At 72.7% G+C, this 25088-nt stretch carries 20 protein-coding genes; 9 read left to right on the top strand and 11 right to left on the bottom strand.

Features of this window, described 5'->3' with window-relative positions; all coding sequences use genetic code 11:
* Positions 1-49: 49 nt before the first annotated feature.
* The 3 genes from ACWCOM_RS15425 to ACWCOM_RS15435 all read right to left on the bottom strand — a co-directional run bounded on the left by ACWCOM_RS15425 (position 50) and on the right by ACWCOM_RS15435 (position 3050).
* A complete protein-coding gene (locus ACWCOM_RS15425) occupies positions 50-1219 on the bottom strand; it encodes a mannitol-1-phosphate 5-dehydrogenase (RefSeq protein WP_454549636.1) in 1170 nt (389 codons plus the stop codon).
* Positions 1220-1451: 232 nt separating this feature from the next.
* The gene (locus ACWCOM_RS15430; protein WP_454549637.1) at positions 1452-1646 is read right to left on the bottom strand and encodes a hypothetical protein; all 195 of its coding nucleotides are present in this window, start codon (positions 1644-1646) and stop codon (positions 1452-1454) included.
* A 210-nt stretch (positions 1647-1856) separates the two neighbouring features.
* Entirely contained in the window at positions 1857-3050 is a 1194-nt protein-coding gene (locus ACWCOM_RS15435) for a nucleotide disphospho-sugar-binding domain-containing protein (protein ID WP_454549684.1), read from the bottom strand.
* Between the two features lie 181 nt (positions 3051-3231).
* Here ACWCOM_RS15435 and ACWCOM_RS15440 point away from each other — a divergent pair, with 181 nt between their 5' ends.
* Together ACWCOM_RS15440 and ACWCOM_RS15445 are read left to right on the top strand one after the other, a co-directional pair.
* Complete coding sequence (locus tag ACWCOM_RS15440; RefSeq protein ID WP_454549638.1) at positions 3232-4098, top strand: UbiA family prenyltransferase; 867 nt, start codon at positions 3232-3234, stop codon at positions 4096-4098.
* The gene (locus ACWCOM_RS15445) at positions 4095-5534 is read left to right on the top strand and encodes a phytoene desaturase family protein (RefSeq protein ID WP_454549639.1); all 1440 of its coding nucleotides are present in this window, start codon (positions 4095-4097) and stop codon (positions 5532-5534) included. The genes ACWCOM_RS15440 and ACWCOM_RS15445 overlap by 4 nt, the downstream gene beginning before the upstream one ends.
* Before the next feature lie 34 nt (positions 5535-5568).
* Here the strand turns inward: ACWCOM_RS15445 and ACWCOM_RS15450 are convergent, their stop codons facing one another.
* Positions 5569-7032, bottom strand: coding sequence for a protein adenylyltransferase SelO (locus ACWCOM_RS15450; RefSeq protein ID WP_454549640.1), 1464 nt, complete (start codon positions 7030-7032; stop codon positions 5569-5571).
* 692 nt (positions 7033-7724) lie between these two features.
* Between ACWCOM_RS15450 and ACWCOM_RS15455 the strand changes: the two genes are divergently transcribed.
* Positions 7725-9311: a ribonuclease J gene (locus tag ACWCOM_RS15455; protein WP_454549685.1), complete on the top strand. Its 1587-nt coding sequence runs from the start codon at positions 7725-7727 to the stop codon at positions 9309-9311.
* Positions 9312-9433: 122 nt separating this feature from the next.
* On the opposite strand, the gene ACWCOM_RS15460 is transcribed toward ACWCOM_RS15455, so the two are convergent.
* Positions 9434-10657, bottom strand: coding sequence for a glycosyltransferase 87 family protein (locus ACWCOM_RS15460; protein ID WP_454549641.1), 1224 nt, complete (start codon positions 10655-10657; stop codon positions 9434-9436).
* Positions 10658-10721: 64 nt separating this feature from the next.
* Positions 10722-12029 carry a glycosyltransferase 87 family protein gene (locus ACWCOM_RS15465; RefSeq protein WP_454549642.1) on the bottom strand — a complete coding sequence of 436 codons (1308 nt, stop codon included), beginning with the start codon at positions 12027-12029 and terminating at the stop codon, positions 10722-10724.
* Between the two features lie 285 nt (positions 12030-12314).
* Here ACWCOM_RS15465 and mptB point away from each other — a divergent pair, with 285 nt between their 5' ends.
* From mptB to ACWCOM_RS15485, 4 genes are all read left to right on the top strand, one after another.
* Complete coding sequence (gene mptB / locus ACWCOM_RS15470) at positions 12315-13889, top strand: polyprenol phosphomannose-dependent alpha 1,6 mannosyltransferase MptB (protein WP_454549643.1); 1575 nt, start codon at positions 12315-12317, stop codon at positions 13887-13889.
* Positions 13890-13936: 47 nt separating this feature from the next.
* Positions 13937-15583 (top strand): peptide chain release factor 3, encoded by a 1647-nt coding sequence (locus tag ACWCOM_RS15475; RefSeq protein WP_454549644.1) that lies wholly within the window; start codon positions 13937-13939, stop codon positions 15581-15583.
* 210 nt (positions 15584-15793) lie between these two features.
* Entirely contained in the window at positions 15794-16351 is a 558-nt protein-coding gene (locus ACWCOM_RS15480; RefSeq protein ID WP_454549645.1) for a dihydrofolate reductase family protein, read from the top strand.
* Positions 16352-16631: 280 nt separating this feature from the next.
* Positions 16632-17579 carry a helix-turn-helix transcriptional regulator gene (locus tag ACWCOM_RS15485; RefSeq protein ID WP_454549646.1) on the top strand — a complete coding sequence of 316 codons (948 nt, stop codon included), beginning with the start codon at positions 16632-16634 and terminating at the stop codon, positions 17577-17579.
* Positions 17580-17597: 18 nt separating this feature from the next.
* Here the strand turns inward: ACWCOM_RS15485 and ACWCOM_RS15490 are convergent, their stop codons facing one another.
* Positions 17598-19097: an MFS transporter gene (locus ACWCOM_RS15490; RefSeq protein ID WP_454549647.1), complete on the bottom strand. Its 1500-nt coding sequence runs from the start codon at positions 19095-19097 to the stop codon at positions 17598-17600.
* 145 nt (positions 19098-19242) lie between these two features.
* On the opposite strand from ACWCOM_RS15490, the gene ACWCOM_RS15495 reads away from it, so the two are divergent.
* Positions 19243-19863 (top strand): dihydrofolate reductase family protein, encoded by a 621-nt coding sequence (locus ACWCOM_RS15495; RefSeq protein WP_454549648.1) that lies wholly within the window; start codon positions 19243-19245, stop codon positions 19861-19863.
* 49 nt (positions 19864-19912) lie between these two features.
* Here ACWCOM_RS15495 and ACWCOM_RS15500 read toward each other — a convergent pair whose 3' ends face one another.
* Complete coding sequence (locus tag ACWCOM_RS15500; protein ID WP_454549649.1) at positions 19913-20458, bottom strand: hypothetical protein; 546 nt, start codon at positions 20456-20458, stop codon at positions 19913-19915.
* A gap of 68 nt (positions 20459-20526) precedes the next feature.
* Here ACWCOM_RS15500 and ACWCOM_RS15505 point away from each other — a divergent pair, with 68 nt between their 5' ends.
* Complete coding sequence (locus ACWCOM_RS15505; RefSeq protein ID WP_454549650.1) at positions 20527-21159, top strand: TetR/AcrR family transcriptional regulator; 633 nt, start codon at positions 20527-20529, stop codon at positions 21157-21159.
* Positions 21160-21346: 187 nt separating this feature from the next.
* Here the strand turns inward: ACWCOM_RS15505 and nrdF are convergent, their stop codons facing one another.
* The 3 genes from nrdF to nrdI all read right to left on the bottom strand — a co-directional run bounded on the left by nrdF (position 21347) and on the right by nrdI (position 25084).
* The gene (nrdF, locus tag ACWCOM_RS15510) at positions 21347-22345 is read right to left on the bottom strand and encodes a class 1b ribonucleoside-diphosphate reductase subunit beta (RefSeq protein ID WP_454549651.1); all 999 of its coding nucleotides are present in this window, start codon (positions 22343-22345) and stop codon (positions 21347-21349) included.
* Between the two features lie 88 nt (positions 22346-22433).
* Positions 22434-24593: a class 1b ribonucleoside-diphosphate reductase subunit alpha gene (gene nrdE / locus ACWCOM_RS15515; protein WP_454549652.1), complete on the bottom strand. Its 2160-nt coding sequence runs from the start codon at positions 24591-24593 to the stop codon at positions 22434-22436.
* Entirely contained in the window at positions 24590-25084 is a 495-nt protein-coding gene (gene nrdI, locus ACWCOM_RS15520) for a class Ib ribonucleoside-diphosphate reductase assembly flavoprotein NrdI (protein WP_454549653.1), read from the bottom strand. The genes nrdE and nrdI overlap by 4 nt, the downstream gene beginning before the upstream one ends.
* Positions 25085-25088 lie beyond the last annotated feature (4 nt).

Below are 25088 nucleotides of genomic sequence, written 5' to 3' on the forward strand. Positions count from 1 at the left end.
TCCCGGACTCGGGGTCCGGGACGCCCGCCCCGTGCGGCGCCGGCTCGCCTCAGCCGCGCCGCGACGCCCGCGCGGCGGCGACGACGCCCACGACGTCCTCGAAGAGCGGGTGACCGGGCTCCAGGCCGGTCAGCCGCCCCGCCAGGGCCTCGTCCGGGTCCGGCCCGTCCAGCAGCTGCGCGAGCTCGGCGGCCTCGGGGTCGTCCGGGGCGTCGAAGCGCAGGGCCGCGGACATGGCCTCCTGCAGGGCGGCGGTGCCCAGTCCGCGCTCGGCCAGCTCCGCGGCCGGCCCGGTGAAGCGCTCGTTCCGGCTCAGCTTGCGCAGCGGCGCCCGGCCCACCCGGTCCACGGTGTCCGGCAGCTCGGCGTTGGCGAAGCGGGTGAGGATCTTCTGCACGTAGGCCTCCTGCTCCGCGGGATCGAAGCCGTGCTTGGCCACCAGCAGCGCCTTGGTCTCCTGCAGCACCGCCTCGACCTTGGCCCGGATCCGCGGGTCGGCCAGCGCGTCCGAGAGCTTGTGCTTGCCGGCGGCGCGGCCGAAGTAGGCCGCCGCCGCGTGGCCGGTGTTCACCGTGAACAGCTTGCGCTCGATGTAGGGGCCCAGCGTCTCCACCCAGGTCACCCCGGGGATCTCCGGGACGGCGTCGCCGAACGGGCCCTGCTCGATCGCCCACTCGAGGTAGGGCTCCACCCGCACGTCCAGGCCCGCGCCCGGCTCCTGGTTCGGCACGATGCGGTCCACGGCCGTGTTGGCGAACAGCGCCCGGGCGTCGACCGCCGCGTCGTCGAGACCCTGGTCCCGGGCCGCGGCGCGCACCTCCCGCTCCAGGATGTCCGTGGCGTTGATCGCGTTCTCGCAGGCCATCACCGCCTGGCGGCCCGCCCCGGCCGGGCGCGCGGCCAGGCCCTTGGCGATGGCCGGGGCCACGAACCGCAGGATGTTCGGCCCCACCGCCGTGGTGACCAGCTCGGCCCGGCTCAGTTCGGCGACCAGCCCCGCCTCGTCCGCGGCGGAGTTGACCGCCCGGTAGCCCTCGACGACGTGGTCGCGGCCCCCCTCACCGGCCTCGTGCACCGTGTAGCTGGGGGTCGAGGCCAGCGCGTCGATCAGCGGCGCCGCCACGTCCGCGAAGACCACCTCGTAGCCCGCCTCGTGGAGCAGCAGCCCCACGAAACCCCGTCCGATGTTGCCCGCACCGAAGTGCACTGCCGTGCTCATGGGTTCACCCTTTCGAAGACGTCCATCACCTCGCCCACGGTACGCGCCGCCCGCGGACAGGACACCTGCCGGCGTCCCGGACGGCGTGGCCGCCGCCCCGGGGAGCCGGATTCCGGCCCGGGCACGGGTGCGCGAGCAGACCGGGGCCACGACGTGGCGCGTCGCCCCCCGGGGGCGACGGGCCGCGGGCGACACCCGGCGACATCTTCGACCCCGCCGGGGCCGCGGCGGGTCATCCGGCGGCGGCCCACCGTGACCGCACCGCGCGCGGGCGGGGCAGCGCGCTCCACACGGAGCCGACAGCCATGCCCACGAGCCACAGGCACGGGAACCACCACTGCCATCCGCCCAGGTGCAGGGCGAACCCCACGACGAGGACGATCGTCAGCAGCAGGTTCATGAACAGCAGCGTCATCTGGTTCGGCATGGCGGTCCCCCTCCGCTCGGCAACGTGCCTCGGGCATCCTGGCACGGGTGGACCGTCGCCGTCTGACCCCTCTTCCGGGGGCAGGCCGGGTGGCCGGACGCACCGACGGGGGCCCGGGCGAGCAGGGCGGGCCGCACGGGCCGGCGGAGCAGGAGCCGCACGACGCGCCGGAGGCACGGGGGGTGGGCGGCCGGGGCGGGCCGGCCCGGCTCAGAGACCGGTGAGGACGTCCAGTGCGCTCCGCAGCCCCTGCTCCCGGCGCAGGACGTGCCCCAACCGTTCGGCCTGCCCGGCCCGGGCCAGGGCCTCGCCCAGCGCCGGGACCAGCGTCTCCGCCGTCAGCCTCCGGTGGGGCACCGGGGCCGCCGCGATCCCCAGGCGGTGGAGCTGCCGCGCCCAGAACGGCTGGTCGGCGAGGAAGGGCACGACCACGGAGGGCACGCCCGCACGGGCGACGGCGTGCACGGTCCCGGCCCCGCCGTGGTGGACCGCCGCGGCGGCTCCCCGGAGCGCCGCGCCCAGCGGCGCGGAGGGCACGACCAGCACGTCCTCGCCGCGGTGCTCCTCCGGCAGGGCCAGACCGCCCCATCCGCTGAGCAGCAGGGTCCGCAGGCCGTGGGCGCGCGCCCCGGCCACGACCGCCCGGGCCCGGGCCTGCGCGTCGCCCGCCCGCATCGACCCGAAGGTCGCCACCAGGTGCGGTCCGCCGCGCACGAACTCGTCCACCGCGGGCTCCGCCGCGGGCCCCGCCGCCCCGTCGTGCCACGGCCCGGTCAGGTGGACCGCGGCCGGCCAGTCCGCGGGCCGCGGCAGCAGGTGCGGGCTGACCCCGATCAGCGTGGCCCGGGAGGGCGAGCGCGGCGCGGGGGCCCGGCCGCCGGGCAGCGCCGCGCAGGCATCCCGGACGTCGGCGCGGAACAGCCGCGCGGCGCCGCGGGGCACCGCGTAGGTGGCACGGTTGAACCGTCCGAGGTCCGCGCTGACCGTGGGCCCGCCCGGGGCGGAGAACTCGCGGGTGGGCGTGGCCACGGGGACGAACTCGCTCAGCACGCGCGGGACCCGCAGGGCGTCGGCCACCGCCGGGGCGGTGAGGACCAGCGGGTGGTGCACGACCAGGTCGGGGCCGAAGGCCAGCGTCTCGCGCACCGCGGCCGAGAGCATCCGCCGCATGCCGGGCCGCACCTCGGTGCGGTAGTGGCGCAGCGCCGTGCGCGGGGAGAGCCCGTCGGTGCGCAGCAGGCGGTGGAAGTCCACCCCGAGCGCCACGGTGTCGATCCCGGACAGGTCGGCGCCGGAGCGCTCCGGCACGCCCAGCCGGACCTCGTGCCCCCGGGCGGCGGCGTAGCGGGCCAGGGCGGCGAACGGCTCGACGTCGCCGCGGGTTCCGGAGGTCAGGAGCATCATGCGCACGCCCCCAGTCTGCCCGGCCGCACGGCCGGGCACGAACCGTCGCGGGCGCACCGTCCGTGCCGTGCCCGGCCCGGGCGCACCGTCCGGTCCGGAAGACCCGGCGGTGCCCGCGGCCACGTAGAGTGGAGGCCACCGGGGCCTCCCGGGTGCCCGCCGTCCGAGGAGGACCACCACCGTGCCAGCAGCAGGCCCCGCCCCCGCTCTCCGGCGGATGGTGCACATCTCGCGGCCGGTGCTCTGGATCAACACCCTGGGCCCGGGCGTGCTGGGCATGTGGCTGACCGGCGCGCTGCTGCGGTGGGAGGCGGTGCCGCTGCTGCTGTGGCTGACCCTGCCGTTCAACTTGCTGATCTACGGCGTCAACGACATCTTCGACCAGGACACCGACGCCCTGAACCCGCGCAAGGGGTCGCTGGAGGGCGCGCGGATCAGGTCCTCCGAGGTGCGCACGATCTGGCTGTCGGTGCTGGCGACCAACCTGCCGTTCGTCCTCTGGTTCGCCCTGGCCCTCCCCCCGGCGGCGCTGGGCTGGATCGCGCTGTACGTGCTGGTGTTCGTGTTCTACTCGGCCCCGCCGCTGCGCTTCAAGGCGCGGCCCGTCCTCGACTCCCTGAGCAACGCCGCCTACGCCTTCCCCCTGGTCATCCTGGCCTACGCGCTCGGGGACACCCCCGTGTGGCCGGCGGCGCTGGGCCTGATGGCCTGGAGCGTGGCCAAGCACGCGTTCGACGCCGTCCAGGACATCGAGGAGGACCGGGCGGTGGGCATCACCACGACCGCGGTCCGGCTCGGCGCGCGCGGCACCGGCTGGTGGAGCGGCGCGTGGTGGGCCGTGTCCGTGCTGGGCTTCGCGCTCGTCAGCGCCCCGGTGGCGGTGGTCAACGCGCTCATCGCCGGGTGGCTCGTGCTCTGCCTGCTGCGGGCCCCGTCACCGGCCACCGGCCACCGGCTCTACCGGCACTCCATCGCGTTCCCCTACGTCGCCGGCACCGTGGCCGGGGTCCAGCTGGCGGGCGCGCTGATCCTGGGACGGTACCCGTGAGCCGCGTGGTCGTGGTCGGCGGCGGCATCGGCGGGCTGACCGCCGCCGCCCTGCTGGGCCACGCCGGCCACCGGGTCACCGTGCTGGAGGCCGCCGACCACGTCGGCGGCAAGAGCCGGCGCATCGACCAGGACGGGCAGCGGACGGACACCGGCCCCTCGCTGGTCACGTTCCCGGGGGTGTGGCAGGAGCTCCTCCGGCGCCTGGACACGCTGCGCGGCGCGAGCGCCGGTGCCGGCGAGCCCGACGCGGCGGCGGTGGCCCGCCTGGAGCTGGAGCGGCTGCCCGACGTCGGGACGTACTACTACCGCGGCACCCGCAGCGAGCTGCCCGTGCCGCCGGGCCACCCCTGGCACGCGGCCTGGACGCGCTTCGAGGCCGAGCACGGCGGTCTGGGCCCGGACGTCACCCGGCTGCTCACCACCGCCCCCCTGGACCGCAGCGCCTATCCCGCGCTGGCCGCGCTCGGACGGCTCTACGGGCCGCGCCTGACCACCCGCAGCTACCTCGACGGCCTCGAGTGGATGCCGGAGGGCCTGCGCGAGGTGATCGCCATCCACACCCTCAACGCCGGCGTGAGCCCCGCCCGCACCCCGGCCCTCTACGCGAGCATGCCCGCGGTGATGGCCCGGGACGGGGTGTGGATCCCCCGCGGCGGGGTGTACGAGCTCGTGGAGGCCCTGGCCCGGCTCGCCCGGCGGGCCGGCGTGGAGATCCGCACCGGGGAGCCGGTCACCGCCGTCGCGCGACGGCGGGTCGAGACCGGCCGCGGCACCTACCGGGCCGACGCGGTGGTCAGCGGGGTCGACGCCCACCGGCTGGGCGGCCTCCTGGCCGGGCGCGCCCCCCGGCGGCCGCGCCGGCTCAGCTGCTCGGCGATCGCGATCTACGCCGTCCTCGACGCCGCGCTGCCCGAGGGCACGCCCCGGCACGGGGTCGTCCTGCCGGACCGCCCGGCGGAGCTCTACGCCAGCCTGGAGGCCGGGGAGGAGCCCGCCCAGACCATGGCCTTCGCGAACTACTACCCGGCCCACGGCGTCTACCCGAACAGCTCCCCCACCCTGGCCCTGCTCCTGACCGCCCCGGCCAACGGGAAGTCCTACACCCTCGACGACCCCTTCGTGGCCCGTGAGCTCGACCGCGTCGGCCGGGTCCTGGGGCTGCGGGCCCCGCTGCGGGAGCACTTCCGCCGCACGGAGATCCTCGACCCGGCCTCCTTCGCGGTGCACGGCTCGGCCCGGGGAGCGCTCTACGGGGCGGTGCGCCCGACGTGGCGGAGCGGGCCCCTGCACACCCCGTCCCACCGGAGCCTGCTGCGGCCGTGGCTGTGGCGGGTGGGGGCCTCCGTGCACCCGGGCGGCGGGCTGCCCGCCGTCCTGGGCGGGGCGATGATCTCGACGGAGAAGCTGCTGCAGCACCTGGGCCCGGCGGCCTGAACGGCGCGCCCGGCGGGCACCGCCCGCCCGGGTCTCAGGTCCCGCAGAACGTGGTGTACGGACCGAAGTCCTCCGCCGCGGGGGCGGCGTAGCGCTCCAGGCCGGGGCGCTCGTCGTACGGGGCGGTCACCGCCTCCAGGAGCCGTCCCAGCGGCTCGAGGTCGTCGTCCTCGGCCGCCGCGAGCGCCTCCTCGACGAGGTGGTTGCGCGGGATGTAGACGGGATTGGTGCGGTCCATGGTCTCGGGGTCCGGGCCCAGGGCCCGCCAGCGCTCGGCCCAGCGGTCGAAGCCCTGCAGGTCGAGCACCAGGTCCCGGGCGGGCCGGGCGTCGCCGCGGGCGGCCGCACCGAGGTGGCGGAAGAAGGACGTGTGGTCCACGTGGTTGGCCTGGAGCAGGGCGAAGAGGTCGTCGGCCAGCGCGGAGACGACGTCGGTGCCCAGTCCCGCGGGCAGGCCGAGCTTGGCGCGCAGGCCGGCGGTCCAGGCGGCGCTGAAGTGCCCGGCGAACGCGCCGAGCGACGTCTGCGCCAGGCCCACCGCACGGTCCTGGTCCTCGTCGAAGAGGGGCAGCATGGCCTCGGCGAGCCGCGCGAGGTTCCACTCGGCCACGACCGGCTGGTTGCGGTAGGCGTAGCGCCCGCGCTCGTCGATCGAGCTGTAGACCGTGGCCGGGTCGAAGGCGTCCATGAAGGCGCACGGCCCGTAGTCGATGGTCTCGCCCGAGATGGTCATGTTGTCGGTGTTCATGACGCCGTGGACGAAGCCCACCAGCATCCACTGCGCGACCAGGGACGCCTGGGCTGCGACGACGGCCTCGAACAGGGCGAGATGGGGCTGGTCGGCCGACGCCGCGTCGGGGTAGTGCCGGTCGACGGCGTGGTCGGCGAGGCGGCGCAGGAGCCCGAGGTCGCCGGTGGCCCGGGCGTATTGGAAGCTGCCGACCCGCAGGTGGCTGGCGGCCACCCGGGTCAGCACGGCTCCCGGCAGCAGGCGCTCACGGCGCACCCGGCGTCCTGTCGCCACGACGGCGAGGGACCGTGTCGTGGGGATGCCCAGGGCGTGCATCGCCTCGCTGACCACGTACTCGCGCAGCATCGGGCCGACCGCGGCGAAGCCGTCGCCGCCGCGCGCGAACGGCGTGCGGCCGGAGCCCTTCAGGTGCAGGTCGCGCACTCGTCCCCCGGCGTCGGCGATCTCGCCCAGCAGCAGGGCGCGGCCGTCGCCCAGGCGCGGGTTGAAGGAACCGAACTGGTGCCCGGAGTAGGCCTGCGCCACCGGGGTGGCGCCGTCGGGAACGGCGTTGCCGACCAGCAACCGCACGCCGGCCGGGCTCTCCAGCGCGGCGGGGTCGAGGCCCAGCTCGGTGGCGAGGGGTTCGTTGAGCACGAGCAGCCGGGGCTCGGGCACCGCCTCGGCGCGCCAGGGCACGGCCAGCTCGCCGAGCTCACGGGCGAAGCGCCCCTCGAGGGTGACGGTCGACAGCGGAGTGATGGTCACGCTGTCGACGATACAGGGGACGGCGGACAGCGGGAACGGCGGTCCTGTCCGCGGTCGCACGGCCGGTCGCCCGGGCAGCGGCCCCGGGGCCCCCCGGCCCCGACGCCACCTCCGGCCCGGGCGGGTCGCCCCGGAGCACGCCACCCCCGAGGCCTTCCGGCCTCCGGCGATTCCCGGGCCCGCGGTCCGAGCCGCACACCACCATACTGCTCAGTACGCTTAGTTGCATCTTCGCGGCGGACGCGCAGGCGTGATAAGGACGCGCCCGTGCCCTCCGTGCCGGAGGACGCCGCCGCGGCGGCGAGGCGCACGGCCGCGAATGGCCCGGAAGGAGAGCTCCGCACCCCCGGAGGAGCCGCTGCGAGCAACCGGCTGCCGGCCCGTCGCACGGGACCCGGGCGCCCTCCGCACCGGCTCACCTTCCCACCACGTTAGAGTTGACCCAGACTTCGCGGGGCACTTCCACCCCGCATGCGAGCCGCGCTCCGCGCGAGCCGGCCGCGCCACCGTGCCCGCACCGACCATGAAAGCGTGATCCGTTGACCGATTCCTCCCGTTCCTCCCGTTCCTCCCGTTCCTCCCGCTCTTCCCGTTCCCCCCGCTCCTCGCGCAGGCCCAAGTCCCCGCCGCCGCTGCCCGCCGGGGGCCTGCGGGTGACCCCGCTGGGGGGCCTGGGCGAGATCGGGCGCAACATGACCGTCTTCGAGCACGCCGGCAAGCTGCTCGTCGTCGACTGCGGGGTGCTGTTCCCCGAGGAGCACCAGCCGGGCATCGACGTCATCCTGCCCGACTTCACCTCCATCCGGGACCGGCTGGCCGACGTCGTCGGCATCGTCCTCACCCACGGGCACGAGGACCACATCGGCGGCGTGCCGTACCTGCTCAAGGAGCGCCCGGACATCCCGCTGATCGGCTCCGAGCTGACCCTGGCGTTCATCACCTCCAAGCTCACCGAGCACCGGATCACCCCGAGGACGGTCCACGTGGAGGCCGGGGACCGTCACCAGGCGGGCCCCTTCGACTGCGAGTTCGTCGCGGTCAACCACTCGATCCCGGACAGCCTGGCCGTGGCCGTCCGCACGGACGCCGGGCTGGTGCTGCACACCGGGGACTTCCGCATGGACCAGTTCCCGCTGGACGACCGGATCACCGACCTGCGCCACTTCGCCCGGCTGGGCGACGAGGGCGTGGACCTGTTCCTCACCGACTCCACCAACGCGGAGGTCCCCGGGTTCACCACCTCGGAGCAGGAGCTGACCCCGGCGATCGACCACGTCTTCGCCACCGCGCCGAAGCGCATCATCGTCTCCAGCTTCGCCAGCCACGTGCACCGGATCCAGCAGGTCCTCGACGCCGCCCACGCCCACGGGCGCAAGGTCGCCTTCGTGGGCCGGTCCATGGTGAAGAACATGGGCATCGCCAGCGAGCTGGGCTACCTGAAGATCCCGCGCGGGCTGGTGGTCGACTTCAAGAAGCTGCACTCCATGCCCGACGCGAAGGTCACCCTGGTGTGCACCGGCTCCCAGGGCGAGCCCCTGGCCGCGCTCTCGCGGATGGCCAACGAGACCCACCAGATCCAGCTCAACCCCGGGGACACGGTGCTGATGGCCAGCTCGCTGATCCCGGGCAACGAGAACGCGATCTACGGGATCATCAACAAGCTCACCGACCTCGGCGTGAAGGTCGTGCACAAGGGCAACGCCAAGGTGCACGTCTCCGGTCACGCCTCCGCCGGTGAGCTGGTCTACTGCTACAACATCGTCAAGCCCACCCACGTGATGCCCGTGCACGGGGAGTCCAAGCACCTCCACGCCAACGCCGCGCTGGCCGTGCGCACCGGCGTGGACCCGCAGAACGTGCTCATCGCCAAGGACGGCAGCACCATCGACCTCGTCGACGGCCGGGCCCGGATCTCCGGGCAGGTGGAGGCCGGTCTGGTCTACGTCGACGGCCACACGGTGGGCAAGGTCACCGAGGAGACCCTCGTCGAGCGGCGGCTGCTGCAGGAGGGCGGGGTGGTCACCGTCGTGGCCATCGTCGACGCCGACACCAACGCGCTGGCCGAGCCGCTGGAGTTCATCGCGAAGGGCTTCGTCCACGACGAGCACATCTTCGACAAGGCCGCCGAGAAGGTCGAGCACGCCCTGGCCCGCCCGGCCACGCAGAAGCTCGAGGACCTCGACGAGCTCGAGTCGCTCATCGGCGACACCGTGGCCCGCCACCTGGAGCGCGCCTACCGGCGGGCGCCGCTGGTCACCGCGGTGGTCATCGACGCCTGATCCACACCCCTCCGGCCGCCCCGGCGGACCTCCCCGATCCTCCGGGAGGTCCGCCGGGGCGGAGCACGTCGGAGGGCCGTCCGCCCCGGCGCCAGGGCCGGGCCCGGCGCCGGTCGGCGGGCTCAGGCGTCGACGGTCCGGGGTGCCGGGCGGGCGGGGCGGCCCAGCTCCACCGTGCGCCGCACCGACCAGCACAGCAGGAGGACGAGGAGCGCGTTGCGCACGGTGAGGACGGCCGCCATCACCGGGTGCGCGTGGATGAGCGGGGTGTAGAAGAGCGGGTAGATCACGAACGTGGTCACCGCGATGCCCATCAGCAGCGCCGCCGGGGCCCTCCACCGCCGGGGGTCGTGCACCAGGCCGACCACGACGACCGGGGCGAGCCAGATCATGAACTGCGGGGAACCGACCTTGTTGAAGACGATGAACACGGTGGTCATCATCAGCGCCCCCTCGTAGAAGAGCTCCTCGCGCTCGGCCCCGCGCCGGAGCGCACGGACCAGCAGGGCGGAGCCCGCGAGGACGGCCAGCACGAGCAGGGGCTGCATGAGGAACGCGGCGACCTCGGTGCCGGGCCCGTAGACCTCGGTGGAGTTGATGGCCACGTTGTCGGCCATCCGCGCCCAGGCCGCGTCGAGGACGCTCAGCCAGACCCAGGGGGTGGAGAACGTGGCCTCCAGCTGCATGCCGCGTTCGCCCTGGTTGACGAGGAAGTCCGCGATGCGCGCGATGCCGCCGGACAGGTACGTGCCCAGCACCACCACGGCGGTGACCACCACCCCGGCGGCCACGATGCGGAGCCGCTGCCGGGAGGCGATGACCAGGGCGAGCAGGACGGCCGCCGGCCAGACCTTGATCCAGGTGGCGACGCTGAGCAGCACCGAGCCCAGCACCGGACGCCCGGTCGCACAGAGCAGCCCGACGAGCACGATCGGGGCCGCCACGCCCTCCACCCGGGCGAAGCCGAGGTAGCCCAGGAAGACGGTGAAGACCAGCCACCACCATGCCGGGAGGACGCTGCGGGGCCGCCACGGGCCACGGGTGAGACAGGCCAGCGCCACGGCGTCGAGCACCGTGATGAGCAGCGTCCACACCAGCAGGTAGGGGCCGGGCCCGGCGATCCCGGCCAGGTGGATCGGGATCTGCGCCAGCACCGGGTACACCCACGGGCTGATGTCGTCCGCGCCACCGGTCGGGTCGTAACCCGCCATGGCCCACCGGCGGTACTGCTCGGTGTCGCTGAAGGCGTCGCCGTGGACGACGAAGGACATCATCCAGCCCAGGAAGTAGAGGTGGACGACGGCGAAGCCCCACCACACGCTGGACGGGCGGGCGAACCAGGCCACGGCGCGGGCGGGCAGGACGGTGTCGCGCAGACCGGTCAGCCGGTCGCGGAGGGCGGCGGGGATCTCAGGACTCCTTGCCCGTGAGCACGGCGGCCGGCCGCGGTGAGCCGAGCCGGTACAGGCGGCGCCCCGACCACCAGAGCAGCACCACGAGCATGGCGTTGCGCAGGGTCAGCACCAGGGCCATCAGCGGGTCGTTGTGGCTGAGCTCGTAGTAGAACAGCGGGTAGACGAAGAATGTGGCCACGGCGATGACGATCAGCATCGCCGCCGGCACCCGCCACACCGTCCGGTGGTGGGTCAGCCCCACCGCCACGGCCGGGGCGAGCCAGACCATGAACTGCGGGGAACCGACCTTGTTGAACACGATGAAGGCGGTCACCATGGTGAGCGAGCCGGCCAGCAGCAGCTCGGTGCGGTCGACGGCGCCGGACTGCTCCCCGCGGCGCAGCCCCCGGGCGATCAGGAGCGTCACCACGGCGGCGGCCAGCAGCAGCAGGGGCTGCATCAGCACTGCCATGGTCGCGGTCCCCGGACCGTCCACCTGCATGGAGTTGATCTCGGTGTTCATGTACATCCGGGACCCGCCCACCCCGAGCACGGACAGCCACAGCCACGGGGTGGTGAACGTGGCCTCCAGCTGCATGCCCCGGTCCCCCTGCTGGGTGAGGAAGTCGAGCAGGCTCGGCAGCTCGCCCATGGCGGCGGCGACCCCCGCCGCGGCCACGCTGACCAGCAGGCCCGCCACGACGACCTGCACCCGTCGGCGCACCACGGTGACCAGGGCGAGCACCACGGCGGCCGGCCAGACCTTCATCCAGGTGGCCACGCTCAGGAGCACCGAGGCGACGACCGGCTGCGCCGCGCCGTGGACCAGGGCGACGAGCACCAGCGGAGCCGTGAGCCCGTCGACCCGGGCGAAGCCCAGCCAGCCCATGAGGAAGACGAAGCCCAGCCACCACCACGCGGCCGGAACGGCGTGGCGGTCGCGCCCCCAGTCCGTCAGCTTGCCCACGGCCCAGCCGTTGAGCACGGTGATCATGAGCACCCACAGGAAGAAGAACGGCCCCGGCCCGGCCGCTCCGGCGACCGCGATCGGCAGCAGCGCCAGCACCGGGTAGACCCAGGGGCTGGGCTCGGGCCCGAGGTTCTGCTCGTCGAAGCCGGCCTGGGCCCAGGCACGATAGATGTAGGTGTCGCTGAAGGCCCCGCCGTGCAGGGACGTCACCAGGGCGAACACCAGGAACACCAGGTGCACCGCGACGAAGCCGGTGAGCAGTCCGCGCGGGGAGTTCGCCCGGACCTGCCACCGCCGGGGCAGCAGGCGGTCTCGGAACCGGGTGAGCAGGCTGAAGGTCTTGTCCGTGGACATGCGGCGATCCTCGTCAGGGGCGGAGAGACAGGGCCGCGGAGCGTCCCGGCGAGCCGTCGCCGGGACCGTCGCGCGGCGCTCCCATGCTACGTGCCCGGGCGGGGGCGGGCGGACACCCGTGCCCCGGACGGGCCGGCCCGGTCACCGCCTCCGGGGCGGGATGCCCGGCGAAACCCGGCGTTCTCCCGGGGCCGGGACGCCCGCGACTGCTAGGATCGGGCTCCCGGAGAGATCCGGCACACCTGTCCGCCCAGCAGCGACACACCTAGGGGATCAGCACACGTCATGACGGCAGGTGGTTCGCGTCGGGGGGCACCGGGGAACCGTCACGCGCGGGCCGAGGAGCCCGCCGGAGCACGGCCGGCGCCGGCCGCCGCACGGCCGCCGCGAGCGCACGTCGCCGTCCTGCAGGGGTTCGTCGGCTCCGTGCTGATGTTCCTCGGATCGATCGGCACCGGGTGGATCGCCAGCGGCTCCCCCATGGTCCGCCATCCCCTGGTCATCGCGCTGCGCGTCGAGGGGTGGGGCGTCTACTGCTCCACCGTCCTGCTGACCGTGGGCGCGATGCTGCTGGTGCGCTCCTGGCTGCGGCTCGGGCAGCGGCTGCAGGGCTGGCCCGCCGGCGCGCGGCGCACCGTCCTGGTGGCCGTGTGTGCCTGGTCGCTGCCCCTGCTGTTCGCGGTGCCGATCTACTCCCGGGACGTCTACGCCTACATCGGCCAGGGGCGGCTCATGCTGGCCGACCAGAATCCCTACACCACCGGGATCTCCACGCTCGAGAACTGGTTCATGCTGGGCGCCGATCCGGCCTGGGCCGAGGCCCGCACCCCCTACGGGCCGTACTTCCTGTGGGCGGCGCGGGGGGTCGTGGCCCTCACCGGCGCCCAGCCGGACCTCTCGGTCCTGCTCTTCCGCCTCCTGGCCTGCGCCGGCGTCCTCCTCTGCGTGGTCTACGTGCCCCGGCTGGCGCAGCTGCACGGGGTCGACCCGGCCCGCGCCCTGTGGATCGCCGTGGCCAATCCCCTGTTCCTCATCAGCTTCGTGGCCAGCGCGCACAACGACGCGCTGATGCTCGGGCTGGCCGTGGCGGGCACCTACGCCGCCGCCACGGGCCGGCCGGTCGCCGGTGTCCTGCTCGTGACCGCATCGATCGCCGTCAAGCCCATCACCATCCTGCTGCTGCCGTTCATCGGGCTGCTGTGGGCGGGGCCGAAGGCGTCCTGGGGTCGGAAGTTCGGCCTCTGGGCGGCGACGGCGGCCCTGAGCCTCGGCGTGCTGCTGCTGAGCGGGCTCCCCTACCAGCTGGGCACCGGGTGGGCCTGGGCGCTCGTGGATCCCACCCCGGGCTTCACCGGCTACTCGCCGTCCGGGTTCCTGAGCCAGCGGGTCGGCCACCTCGCGGACGCGGTGGGCCTGCCGGGCGCCCAGCTGGCCTCGGCACTGCGCAGCGCCCTGCAGTACACCGCCATCGGCCTGGTGCTGCTCCTGATGTTCCGCGGCGACGACCGGCGCGTGGTCCGCAGGCTCGGCCTGGCCTTCGCGGCCGTGGTGCTGCTCTCGCCGATCATCCAGCCCTGGTACATCCTCTGGTTCCTGCCGTTCCTCGCCGTGACCGGCATCAAGGACGACTGGCAGATCCGCTCGCTGTACGTCGTGATCACCTTCTTCGTCATCTTCGGCGCCCAGGACCAGCTCTCGGTGTGGCCGTTCATCGAGCTGCCGGTGGACGCGTCGACGATCGCGTTCGTCACAGCGCTGGCGTTCACCGCCTACCTGATCCTGCTGGACCCCCACACCCGGCACCTGCTGCTCCGCGGAGGGCCCGTGCGCTGGCTGGCCCGCCGGCGCCTCCGGCGCTGAACCCCGCGCCGGCGGGCCCGTCGGGGCGTCGGGCTAGAGTCGTGGGCATGGCCGGACAGCAGACAGCACGCACCCCGTCGAGCCCGCTCGAGGAGTCCGCGCCGGAGACGGTCGCGGCGGAGGCCGCGCGCCGGCGCACGTTCGCGGTGATCTCGCACCCGGACGCGGGCAAGTCGACGCTGACGGAGGCCCTGGCCCTGCACGCGCGCGCCATCGAGGAGGCGGGGGCGACCCACGGGAAGGCCAGCCGGAAGGCCACGGTCTCGGACTGGATGCAGATGGAGCAGGACCGGGGCATCTCGATCAGCTCGGCCGCGCTGCAGTTCAGCTACCGGGACACGGTGGTCAACCTGCTCGACACCCCCGGCCACGCCGACTTCTCCGAGGACACCTACCGGGTGCTGGCCGCGGTGGACTGCGCGGTGATGCTCGTGGACGCCGCCAAGGGCCTGGAGACCCAGACGCTGAAGCTCTTCGACGTGTGCGCACGGCGGGGCCTGCCGGTGGTCACCGTGATCAACAAGTGGGACCGCCCCGGCAAGGACGCCCTGGAGCTCATGGACGAGGTGCAGCAGCGCACGGGCCGGGTGCCCGTGCCGCTGACCTGGCCGGTGGGGCTGTCCGGGGACTTCCGGGGGACCCTGGATCCCCGCAGCCGCGCCTACACCCGGTACCGCCGGGTGGCGGCCGGGGCCGCCCGGGCCGAGGCCGAGGTGCTCGATCCGCAGCGGGCCGCCGAGCTCGAGGGCGCGGCGTGGGCGGAGGCGTGCGAGACGGCCGATCTGGTGGCCGAGAGCAACGGGGAGTTCGAGCCGGGGGCGTTCCTGGCCGCACGGTCCACCCCCGTGCTGTTCGCCGCAGCGGCCCTGAACTTCGGGGTGGACACCCTGCTCGACGTCCTGGTGGACCTCGCTCCCCCGGCCGGCGCGCGCCCCGACGCCGACGGCGCTCCGCGCCCGGTGGACGCGCCGTTCTCCGGGTTCGTGTTCAAGCTCCAGGCCGGGATGGACCGCGCCCACCGGGACCACGTGGCGTTCCTGCGGGTCTGCTCCGGGGTGTTCCGGCGCGGGACGGTGCTCACCCACGGGGCCACCGGCAAGCCGTTCGCCACCAAGTACGCCCACCAGGTCTTCGGGCGGGACCGGGAGACCGTCGAGACCGCCTTCCCCGGGGACGTGGTGGGCCTGGTCAACGCCTCGGCCCTGCGGGCCGGGGACAGCGTCTACGTCGGCGCGCCGGTGACCTTCCCGCCCATTCCGCACTTCTCGCCCGAGCACTTCCAGGTGGCCCGGGCCGTGGACGCCGGCCGGGCCAAGCAGTTCCGCCGCGGGATCACCCAGCTCGAGCACGAGGGCGTCATCCAGGTGCTGCGCTCCGAGGCCCGCGGCGACCAGGCGCCGGTGCTCGCGGCGGTCGGCCCGATGCAGTTCGAGGTCGTCGCCGACCGGATGGCCCAGGAGTTCGGCGCGCAGGTGCGCCTGGAGGCCCTCCCCTACACCCTGGCCCGGCGGGTCGTCGCCCCCGATCCCGGCGTGCTGAACCGGGTGCCCGGCGTCGAGGTGCTGTGGCGCTCCGACGGCGAGGCGGTGGCGGTGCTCACCGACAAGTGGAAGCTCGGCCGCATTCCCACCTACGCCCCCGAGGTCGTCCTGGAGCCGATCGGCGGCGACGCCGAGCTGAGCGCCCCGGCCTGAGCCGGGCCCGGCGCGGCGGCGGGGGCCCCGGAGCCGGGGTCCGTGCGGCGGCTCGGCGCGGGACACGGGCCCCCGGCGGTCGCCCACCCGCCACCCGCAGATCCCCGTTCTGTGACGGTCCTCCCGGCGCGTCACTTCCGCGGACCGCGAGGTGCCGCCAGAGTAGGAAGCACGGCGCGACCGGCCGTACGTCTTCGACAGGAGTGCTCCATGGGCCAGCTGATCATCACCGAGTTCATCACGCTCGACGGCGTCGTCGACTCCCCCGGCGGGGGCCCGCACCCGCACGCGGGCTGGACCTTCCGGCAGGTGGAGTTCGACGAAGCCGCCTACGAGATCAAGGACCGGGAGCAGCAGGAGGCCGCCGCGATGCTGATGGGCCGGGTCAGCTACGAGGAGTTCGCCCCGGTCTGGCCCTCGATGGAGGACTTCGCCGAGTACAACGCCATGCCGAAGTACGTGGTGTCCTCCACCCTGGAGAACCCGCAGTGGCACAACACCTCGGTGCTGCGCTCCCTCGACGAGGTCGCCCGGCTCAAGGAGACCGTCGACGGCACCGTCCTGGTGCACGGCAGCGCGACGCTGGCCAAGGGTCTGGCCGCCGCCGACCTCGTGGACCGGTACCACCTGCTGGTCTTCCCCGTGCTGCTCGGTGCGGGACGGCGTCTCTTCGACGACACGACCGACACGCTGCGCAAGCTGGACCTCGTCGAGCACGAGGCCTACCCGAACGGCATCGTCAAGGCCGTCTACGACGTCGTGCGCTGACGCACCCCGCCCGCCGTTCCGCAGACCCCGCCGCGGGGCGGGCCCCGGCCGCCGGACCGGGCGGCCGGGACCTGCCCCCGGTGCGTGCCCCCGGTGCTCCTCCGCGGACGGCGCCCCGGGGACCACGCCACATGTCGTCGATGCGTGCGCATGTGACGGCGCCGGTCGTGCATTCCGGCGGGCCGAGCCATACTGGGGCGAGATTTCCGCCGACCGAGGCAGGGGCGGTCGGAGCTGAGGCGGTGCCGGACGCGGCGCGTGCGGAAGGTGGTACTGGTTCATGGGCGAGGTGTTCCGCCACGAACTCACGGTCTCGGATCCGGACGTGTTGCCCGTGCTCGGGGAGCAGACCGGGATGCGCTTCGGCTACGGCTCCGCCGATCCCGCGTTCTGCTACCGGCTCTCGCGCGCCGGGGACGCGCGAGGTGCTGTCTCCCGGGTGCACGTGGGGGGCGCGATGTCCCTGTGGGGGGACACCGCGAGCCTCACGGTGGCCCATGTGAACGGCAGCCGCTACGACTGGCAGACGCGGCAGGAGACCGGCACCGCCGTCACCGGATCGCCCCTGCTGTTCCGCCCGGGGCATCCCGTGCTCGTCGTGGCCGAGGACGTGGACGTCACCCTCGCACACCTTCCCGTCGACGTGGTGCAGCAGACCGCCGACACCGTCTACGGCGCCGAGATACCGGTGGACTTCACGTCCTCCGTGCCCCTCAGCAGCCGGCTGGGGCAGTACTGGTCCGAGCTGGCGCGCTTCAGCGCCGGCGTGATGGCGTCCGCGGCCTTCGACGAACCCGTGGTCCGCGCCGATCTCACCCGGCACCTGGCCGTGGGGCTGCTCGAGTGCTTCCCCCTGCGCGGGGACCGCGCGGAGCTGCACCAGTCCATGGAGGCCCAGGGACGCCGGTACCGGGTCGCGCTGCAGTACTTCGACGACCACGCCGCGGAGCCGATCACCGTGGAGGACGCCGCCCGCGCGGCCCGGACGACCACCAAGGCCCTGGTGCGCGCCTTCCGCGCCAATCACCCGACGGGCCTGACCCCGGCCCAGTACCTGCGCCGGACCCGGATGGACGCCGCCCACCGCGAGCTGCAGGACGGCGACCCCGCCCGGGGGGACACCGTGAAGGAGATCGCCGCCCGCTGGGGCTTCACCCACCCGGGCCGCTTCGCCCAGTACTACCGGCAGGTCTACGGGACGACGCCGAGCCGCACCCTCGGCCGCTGACCGACCAGCACGCTCCGCTCAGCCCGAGGACGCGGTCGTCGGGGCGACGGCGTCGTCGCCCGCCGCGGCCACCTGCGCGTACGACGCCGAGACCCGGCGGTAGACCGGGGTCAGGAAGGCCAGCAGCGCGGCCAGGATCATGACGACCCCCGCCACCAGGAACACGAGGGCGATGCCGCGGGAGGTGCCCTCGCCCAGCAGCGGAGCCAGCTGGGCGGCGCCGTCGGCCGACCGCGCGTACGGGATGATCCAGACCTGGGCGATCGGGGCGATGAGGAACGCGGTGACCGGCGCGGCGGCGGACTCGAACGCCATGGCGAAGCCGAAGACCCGGCCCTGCCGCTCCAGCGGCACGACCCGCTGGATCACCGTCTGTTCGGCCGCCTCCACGAACGGGACGAGCACGAGGTAGAGCCAGATGCCGAGGACGTACAGCCACGCCCACTCCCGCAGGGTGAACACCGCGCCGAGCACGCCCATCGCGACCACCGCGAGCAGCATGGTGCGCAGCGGGTTGGTCCCGAGCCCGAACTTGCCGATCAGCGCCCCGCCCACGATGAACCCGGTGGCGCCGAGGGCGAAGACCGCTCCCCAGATCTCTACGGGGAACATCTCCAGGCCGTAGGGGTCCATCAGCGCCATGTAGACGCCGCCGATGAAGTTGTTGAACGTGGAGAACAGGATCAGCGCGAACAGCCCGGACACGGCGAGCACGGCCGCGAAGGCGCCCCGGAGGTCGAAGCCGCCGTGCGCGTCCGTGGCCGCGGCGCGCACCTCCTCCGGCATGCGCAGCGTGAGCAGGTGCACGAGAGCCACGGCGGTGAGAGCCACGGCGACCACGACCGTGCCGCCCATGCCCAGCAGCCCGACGGACAGTCCGGAGAGCACCGAGGTGACGATGAACATCAGTCCCTGCACCATGCCCACGAGCCCGTTGGCGTTGGCCCTGCGGTCCGGCTCGATGAGGATCGTGACCGTGGTGGACAGGGCGATGTTGCGCATGTTCTCCACCACGGCTCCGACCAGGACGACCAGGGCGAAGACCCACAGCCACGGCCGGGTCAGGTCCGCCATGTCGGCGGCGGGGGTGAGGAGGTACAGGATCCCGGCGAGCACGAACATCACCAGGGTGAAGACGGCGGCGAAACGCATCACCACGAGCTTGCGGTAGCGGTCCACGAAGGTGCCGAAGCTGATGCTGGAGAGCGCGATCAGCAGCATGTAGGCACCACCGACCACCCCGGTGGCGATCACGTTGCGCGTCTCCAGGTACACCCAGAACGTCAGGGCGAACCAGAGGTAGCTGGTCGTGATGTTGGCGAGCGCAGTGTTCACGAGGATCCCGGCGAAGGTGCGGGACCGCTGGGCCGGGCTGCGCACGGACGTGTCGACGGCGGCGGCGTCGAGCAGATCGGGCGGCCCGCCGTCCTCGTCCGGCACGGGCGCGCCCGCGGGACCGGCCACGGAAGTGGCGGGAGCATCGACGGCCCGGGCGGGACCCGGTTCCTGCTCGTTCATGCCGCCAGTCTAGTGACGGCCGCGGACACGGTAGCCGCCTCCCGGTGCGGTGCGCGGCGTCATGCACCGTCCCGGGATTGACCCCCGGGCGGGGTCCGGACAGGATGGTGCGCCCGGACGTCATCGCACCCCGAAGGACCACCCCATGGGCATCATCCAGGCCGATCTCTTCCTCACCCTCGACGGCGTGTACCAGGGCCCGGGCGGGCCCGACGAGGACCGTGCGGGCGGCTTCCGGCTCGGCGGTTGGCAGGGGGCGTACTTCGACGACGAGACGGGTGAGACGATCGGCGCCGGTATCGCCGGCCTGGACGCGCTGCTGCTCGGGCGCAGGACGTACGACATCTTCTCCGGCTACTGGCCGGACCGCGGGAACGACGACCCGATCGCCGGGACGTTCAACGCCGTGCCGAAGTTCGTCGTCTCGCGCACGCTGACGGAGCCGTCCTGGGCGGGCACCACGGTCCTGCGGGACGTCGCGGCGGAGGTCGGAGCGCTCCGGGACCGGTTCGACGCGGTGCACGTCATCGGCAGCGGCGAGCTCGTGTCGGCCCTGCTGCGGGAGGACCTCCTCGACCGGCTGAACCTGATCGTCTATCCGCTGGTCCTCGGCTCGGGCAGGCGCATCTTCGGCGGTGGCGCCGCTCCGGCGGCCTTCGCCCTGGCGGCGCCGCCGCGCGCGTTCCCGAAGGGAGCCGTCTCCCTGGTCTACGAGAGGGCCGGAGCCCCGGTGACCGGCGTCGACGTCGCGCAGGCCGGCCGGTAGGCGGGCGCCGGCGCTCACGCGCGTACCGGGCCACCGGCGGCAGGACCGGCTACGGCACCGGGGCCGGCTGCCTCCTCGGCCAGAGCGTGTAGCTGAGCGCCCAGAGCAGCTCGATCAGGAGAACGATGCCGAGGACCGGGTAGAGGCCGGTCAGCGCGCCGGTCCGGCCGGCGTCGGCGACGAGCACGGTGAGCAGGTGGAGCAGCCCGGCGGCGATCGACACCGCCACCGCGGTGCGCCCGACGTCCCGCCAGCACTCCTTCGCGTACCGGGCCCCGTGGGAGCGGGTCGGGGCGGGGCCGTCGGCGTACCGGTGGGCGAAGCGCGTGTCGGCCCACGTGATGAGCTGGTGGCCGTAGGCGACCGAGAAGCCGAGGTAGACGGCGGCGAGGCCGTGGGTGATGCCGGCGGTCGCCCCGGCGCGCAAATCCAGGACCGTGGCGGCGAGCAGGACGAGGTCGACCACCGGTGTCGTCGCCAGCAGGACCACCCCGGCGCGCGGCCGCCGCAGCACGTAGCGGGCGAGCAGTCCGGCGACGAGGAGCACCCAGAAGCCGATCTCGCACGCCAGGATGAGGGCGAGGATCATGGTCATGGGCGCTCCTTCGTGGCACGGGTGTGCTTCCACGATGAAATTAGCACGACTGTGCTAATTTCGGGGACATGCCGAGGAGAATCGACCACGACGCGCGCAGGGAGCAGCTGGCGGAGGCGGTGTGGAGGGTCATCGTGGAGCGGGGCATCGGCGCGGTCTCGGTGCGCACGGTGGCCGAGCAGGCGTCCGTGGCGGTGGGATCGCTGCGCCACGTGTTCCCGACCCGGGCGGAGCTGCTGGCGTTCTCCGCCGAGCTGATGGTGCGGCGGGCCACGGAGCGCATCCTGGCGGTCCCGCACGCGGAAGACCCCCAGCAGTACGCGCTGGACGTCGTGCGGCAGCTCCTGCCCCTGGAGGCGGACAGCCGGGCGGAGCTGGAGGTCAACATCGCCCTGATCGCGGAGAGCCCCGCCCTGCCCGAGCTCGTGGCGATCCGGGATCACGCCTATCAGCAGCTGGGCGAGGCGTGCCGGCGCCTGGTGGAGATGCTGACGGGCCGGGACCGCGACCGGGGCACCGACCTGGCGGCCCGGCGGCTGCACGCGGTGATCGACGGACTCGCGATCCACCTGCTGATGCAGCCGGCCTCGGCGGAGAGCGAGTGGGCGCTGGCGATCGTGCGGGAGGAGCTGGGGCGCATCGTCCGCACCGAGGGGGCCGGCGACCCGCAGGACGCGGACGCCGACCGTCCACACCCGTGACGTCCGGGTCCGCCCTGCCGTCCGCAGCATTCCGGGGACGACGACCGCCGGAGCCGCCCGCGCCGCGCGCGGGCGAGCGCCGTGGCGGTGCGCCGAGGCGCCCGGCCCGCGGCGGAGAGCGACGGGACGGGGCGCCCGGAGGATGTCCTCCGGGCGCCCCGTCCCGTGGCCGGCACCTCACCCGGGATCAGAAGTCCCAGTCCTCGTCCTCCGTGTTCACGGCCTTGCCGATGACGTAGGAGGAGCCCGAGCCGGAGAAGAAGTCGTGGTTCTCGTCGGCGTTCGGGGACAGCGCGGAGAGGATCGCCGCCGAGACGTCGGTCATCTCCTTCGGGAACAGCGCCTCGAAACCCAGGTTGTTGAGGGCCTTGTTGGCGTTGTAGTGCAGGAACTTCTTGACGTCCTCGGTCCAGCCCACGCCGTCGTAGAGGGACTCGGTGTAGAGCACCTCGTTCTCGTAGAGCTCGTCGAGCAGCTCGTAGGTGTAGAGCTTCAGCTCGTCCTGGCGCTCCTGCGACTCCTGGGCCAGAGCCCGCTGGAACTTGTAGCCGATGTAGTAGCCGTGCACGGCCTCGTCGCGGATGATCAGGCGGACCAGGTCGGCCGTGTTCGTCAGCTTCGCCCGGGAGGACCAGTACATGGGCAGGTAGAACCCGGAGTAGAAGAGGAAGGACTCGAGCAGGGTCGAGGCCACCTTCTTCTTCAGCGGGTCGTCCCCCTTGTAGTACCGGATGACGATCTCGGCCTTCTTCTGCAGGTACGGGTTTTCCCGGGACCAGCGGAAGACGTCGTCGATGTCCTTCATGGAGGACAGCGTCGAGAAGATCGAGGAGTAGGACTTCGCGTGCACGGACTCCATGAACGCGATGTTGGTGTACACCGCCTCCTCGTGCAGGGTCACGGCGTCCGGGATCAGGGAGACGGCGCCCACGGTGCCCTGGATGGTGTCCAGCAGCGTCAGGCCCGTGAAGACCCGCATGGTGAGCTCCTGCTCCTCCGGGGTCAGCGTCTTCCACGAGGGGACGTCGTTGGAGATCGGGACCTTCTCGGGCAGCCAGAAGTTCGCGGTCAGGCGGTCCCAGACCTCGTCGTCCTTCGGGTCCTCGATGCGGTTCCAGTTGATGGCCTGGGCCTGGTGGTGGAGCAGCTGCACCTTGTCGATGCTCTCGCTCTTCTCCAGCGTCATGGTCTGTCTCTTCCTTGGACGGGGTGGGCCCCCGCGCGCGTCCTGCGGACGCGCGCGGGGAGTTCGTGGTGGTCGCCGGGGGCGGCGGTCAGAGCATGCAGGACACGCAGCCCTCGACCTCGGTGCCCTCCAGCGCCAGCTGGCGGATCCGGGAGTAGTACATCGTCTTGATGCCCTTGCGCCAGGCGTAGATCTGCGCCTTGTTGATGTCGCGGGTGGTGGCCGTGTCCTTGAAGAACAGGGTCAGGGACAGGCCCTGGTCCACGTGCTGCGTGGCCGCGGCGTAGGTGTCGATGATCTTCTCGTAGCCGATCTCGTAGGCGTCCTGGAAGTACTCCAGGTTCTCGTTGTCCATGAAGGGCGCCGGGTAGTACACGCGGCCCAGCTTGCCCTCCTTGCGGATCTCGATCTTCGAGGCGATCGGGTGGATCGAGGACGTCGAGTTGTTGATGTAGGAGATGGAACCGGTCGGCGGGACGGCCTGGAGGTTCTGGTTGTACATCCCGTGCTCCATCACCGAGGCCCTGAGCCGCGCCCAGTCCGCCTGGGTGGGGATGTGCACGCCGGCCTCGGAGAACAGCTGCCGGACCCGCTCGGTGGCCGGGGCCCACTCGCGGTCGGTGTACTTGGCGAAGTACTCCCCCGTCGCGTACTGGGACCGCTCGAAGCCGGCGAACGTGGCCCGCCGCTCCTTCGCGATCTCGTTCGACGCGCGGATCGCGTGGTACGTGACCGTGTAGAAGTAGATGTTCGTGAAGTCGAGGCCTTCCTCGGAGCCGTAGTGGATGTGCTCCTTGGCGAGGTAGCCGTGCAGGTTCATCTGGCCCAGCCCCACCGCGTGGGACATCTGGTTGCCGCGCTCGATCGAGGGCACCGAGTTGATGTTGGACATGTCCGAGACCGCGGTGAGGCCCCGGATCGCGGTCTCCACCGACTGCCCGAAGTCCGGGGACTGCATGGTGAGGGCGATGTTCAGGGAGCCGAGGTTGCAGGAGATGTCCTTGCCGACCTCGTCGTAGTCCAGGTCCTCGTGGTACGTGGACGGCTCGGAGACCTGGAGGATCTCGGAGCACAGGTTGGACATGATGATCTTGCCGTCGATCGGGTTCGCCCGGTTCACCGTGTCCTCGAACATGACGTACGGGTAGCCGGACTCGAACTGCACCTCGGCGAGGGTCTGGAAGAACTCGCGGGCCTTGATCTTCTTCTTCTGGATCCGGCCGTCGGCGACCATCTCGTGGTACTTCTCGCTGACGTTGACGTCCGAGAACGGCATGCCGTAGACCCGCTCCACGTCGTACGGGGAGAACAGGTACATGTCCTGGTTCTTCTTGGCCAGCTCGAACGTGATGTCCGGGATGACGACGCCCAGGGAGAGGGTCTTGATCCGGATCTTCTCGTCCGCGTTCTCCCGCTTGGTGTCCAGGAAGCTGTAGATGTCCGGGTGGTGGGCGTGCAGGTACACCGCGCCCGCGCCCTGGCGGGCGCCGAGCTGGTTGGCGTAGGAGAACGAGTCCTCCAGCAGCTTCATGATCGGGATGATGCCCGAGGACTGGTTCTCGATCTTCTTGATCGGGGCGCCGGCCTCACGGATGTTGGTCAGCGCGAACGCCACGCCGCCGCCGCGCTTGGACAGCTGCAGCGCCGAGTTGATGGAGCGCCCGATGGACTCCATGTTGTCCTCGATGCGCAGCAGGAAGCAGGAGACGAGCTCGCCGCGCTGCTGCTTGCCCGCGTTGAGGAACGTGGGGGTGGCCGGCTGGAAGCGCCCGGAGATGATCTCGTCCACGAGCTGGGCGGCGAGGGTCTCGTCCCCGTCGGCCAGGTACAGGGAGACCATGACCACGCGGTCCTCGAAGCGCTCGAGGTAGCGCTGCCCGTCGAAGGTCTTCAGCGTGTAGGACGTGTAGAACTTGAACGCGCCCAGGAAGGTCTCGAAGCGGAACTTCTTCGCGTAGGCCCGCTTGGAGAGCTCCTTGATGAAGTCCCGGCTGTACTTCGCCAGGACCTCGGGCTCGTAGTACTGGTGCGAGACCAGGTAGTCGAGCTTCTCCTCGAGGTCGTGGAAGAAGACGGTGTTGTTGTTGACGTGCTGCAGGAAGTACTGCCGCGCGGCCTGCCGGTCGGCGTCGAACTGGATGTTGCCGTCCGCGTCGTAGAGGTTCAGCAGGGCGTTGAGCTCGTGGTAGCCCAGGCCCTGGTACTTCTCCGGAACGCGCTTGTCCTCGTGGCCGGGCTCGACGCTCACGCCCGGGGCTGCGGAAATTGTCGCCAAAACTGTTCCAATCCTTCGTTTACCTTGCGGACATCCTCGGAGGTGCCCATGAGTTCGAACTTGTAGAGAACGGGGACGTCGCACTTGGCCGCGATCTTGTCCGCGGCCAGGCAGAACGCCGGCCCGAAGTTGGTGTTGCCGGCCCCGATCACGCCGCGCAGCAGCCGCCGGTTGGCCTCCCGGTTGAGGAACTTCACGACCTGCGGCGGAACGGCCCCGCTGCCGCTGGGCCTCCCGTAGGTCGGGGCGACCAGCACGAAGGGCTCGGTCATCTCGGGGGGCTCCTCCCCGGTCAGAAGAGGAAGGCGCACCGCGCGGGCGGCGAGCTTCGCGACGAAGCGGTGCGTGTTGTTGGAGACCGAGGAGAAGTAGACGACCAGGGGGGCGCAGGGCTCAGACGCCGCGCGGGCGGCGCCGGGGTCCTGCAGAGCGGTCCCGGGGGTGCCGGGGAGGTTCGTGCTCATGTGC

It is taken from the genome of Kocuria sp. KH4 (assembly GCF_053711175.1).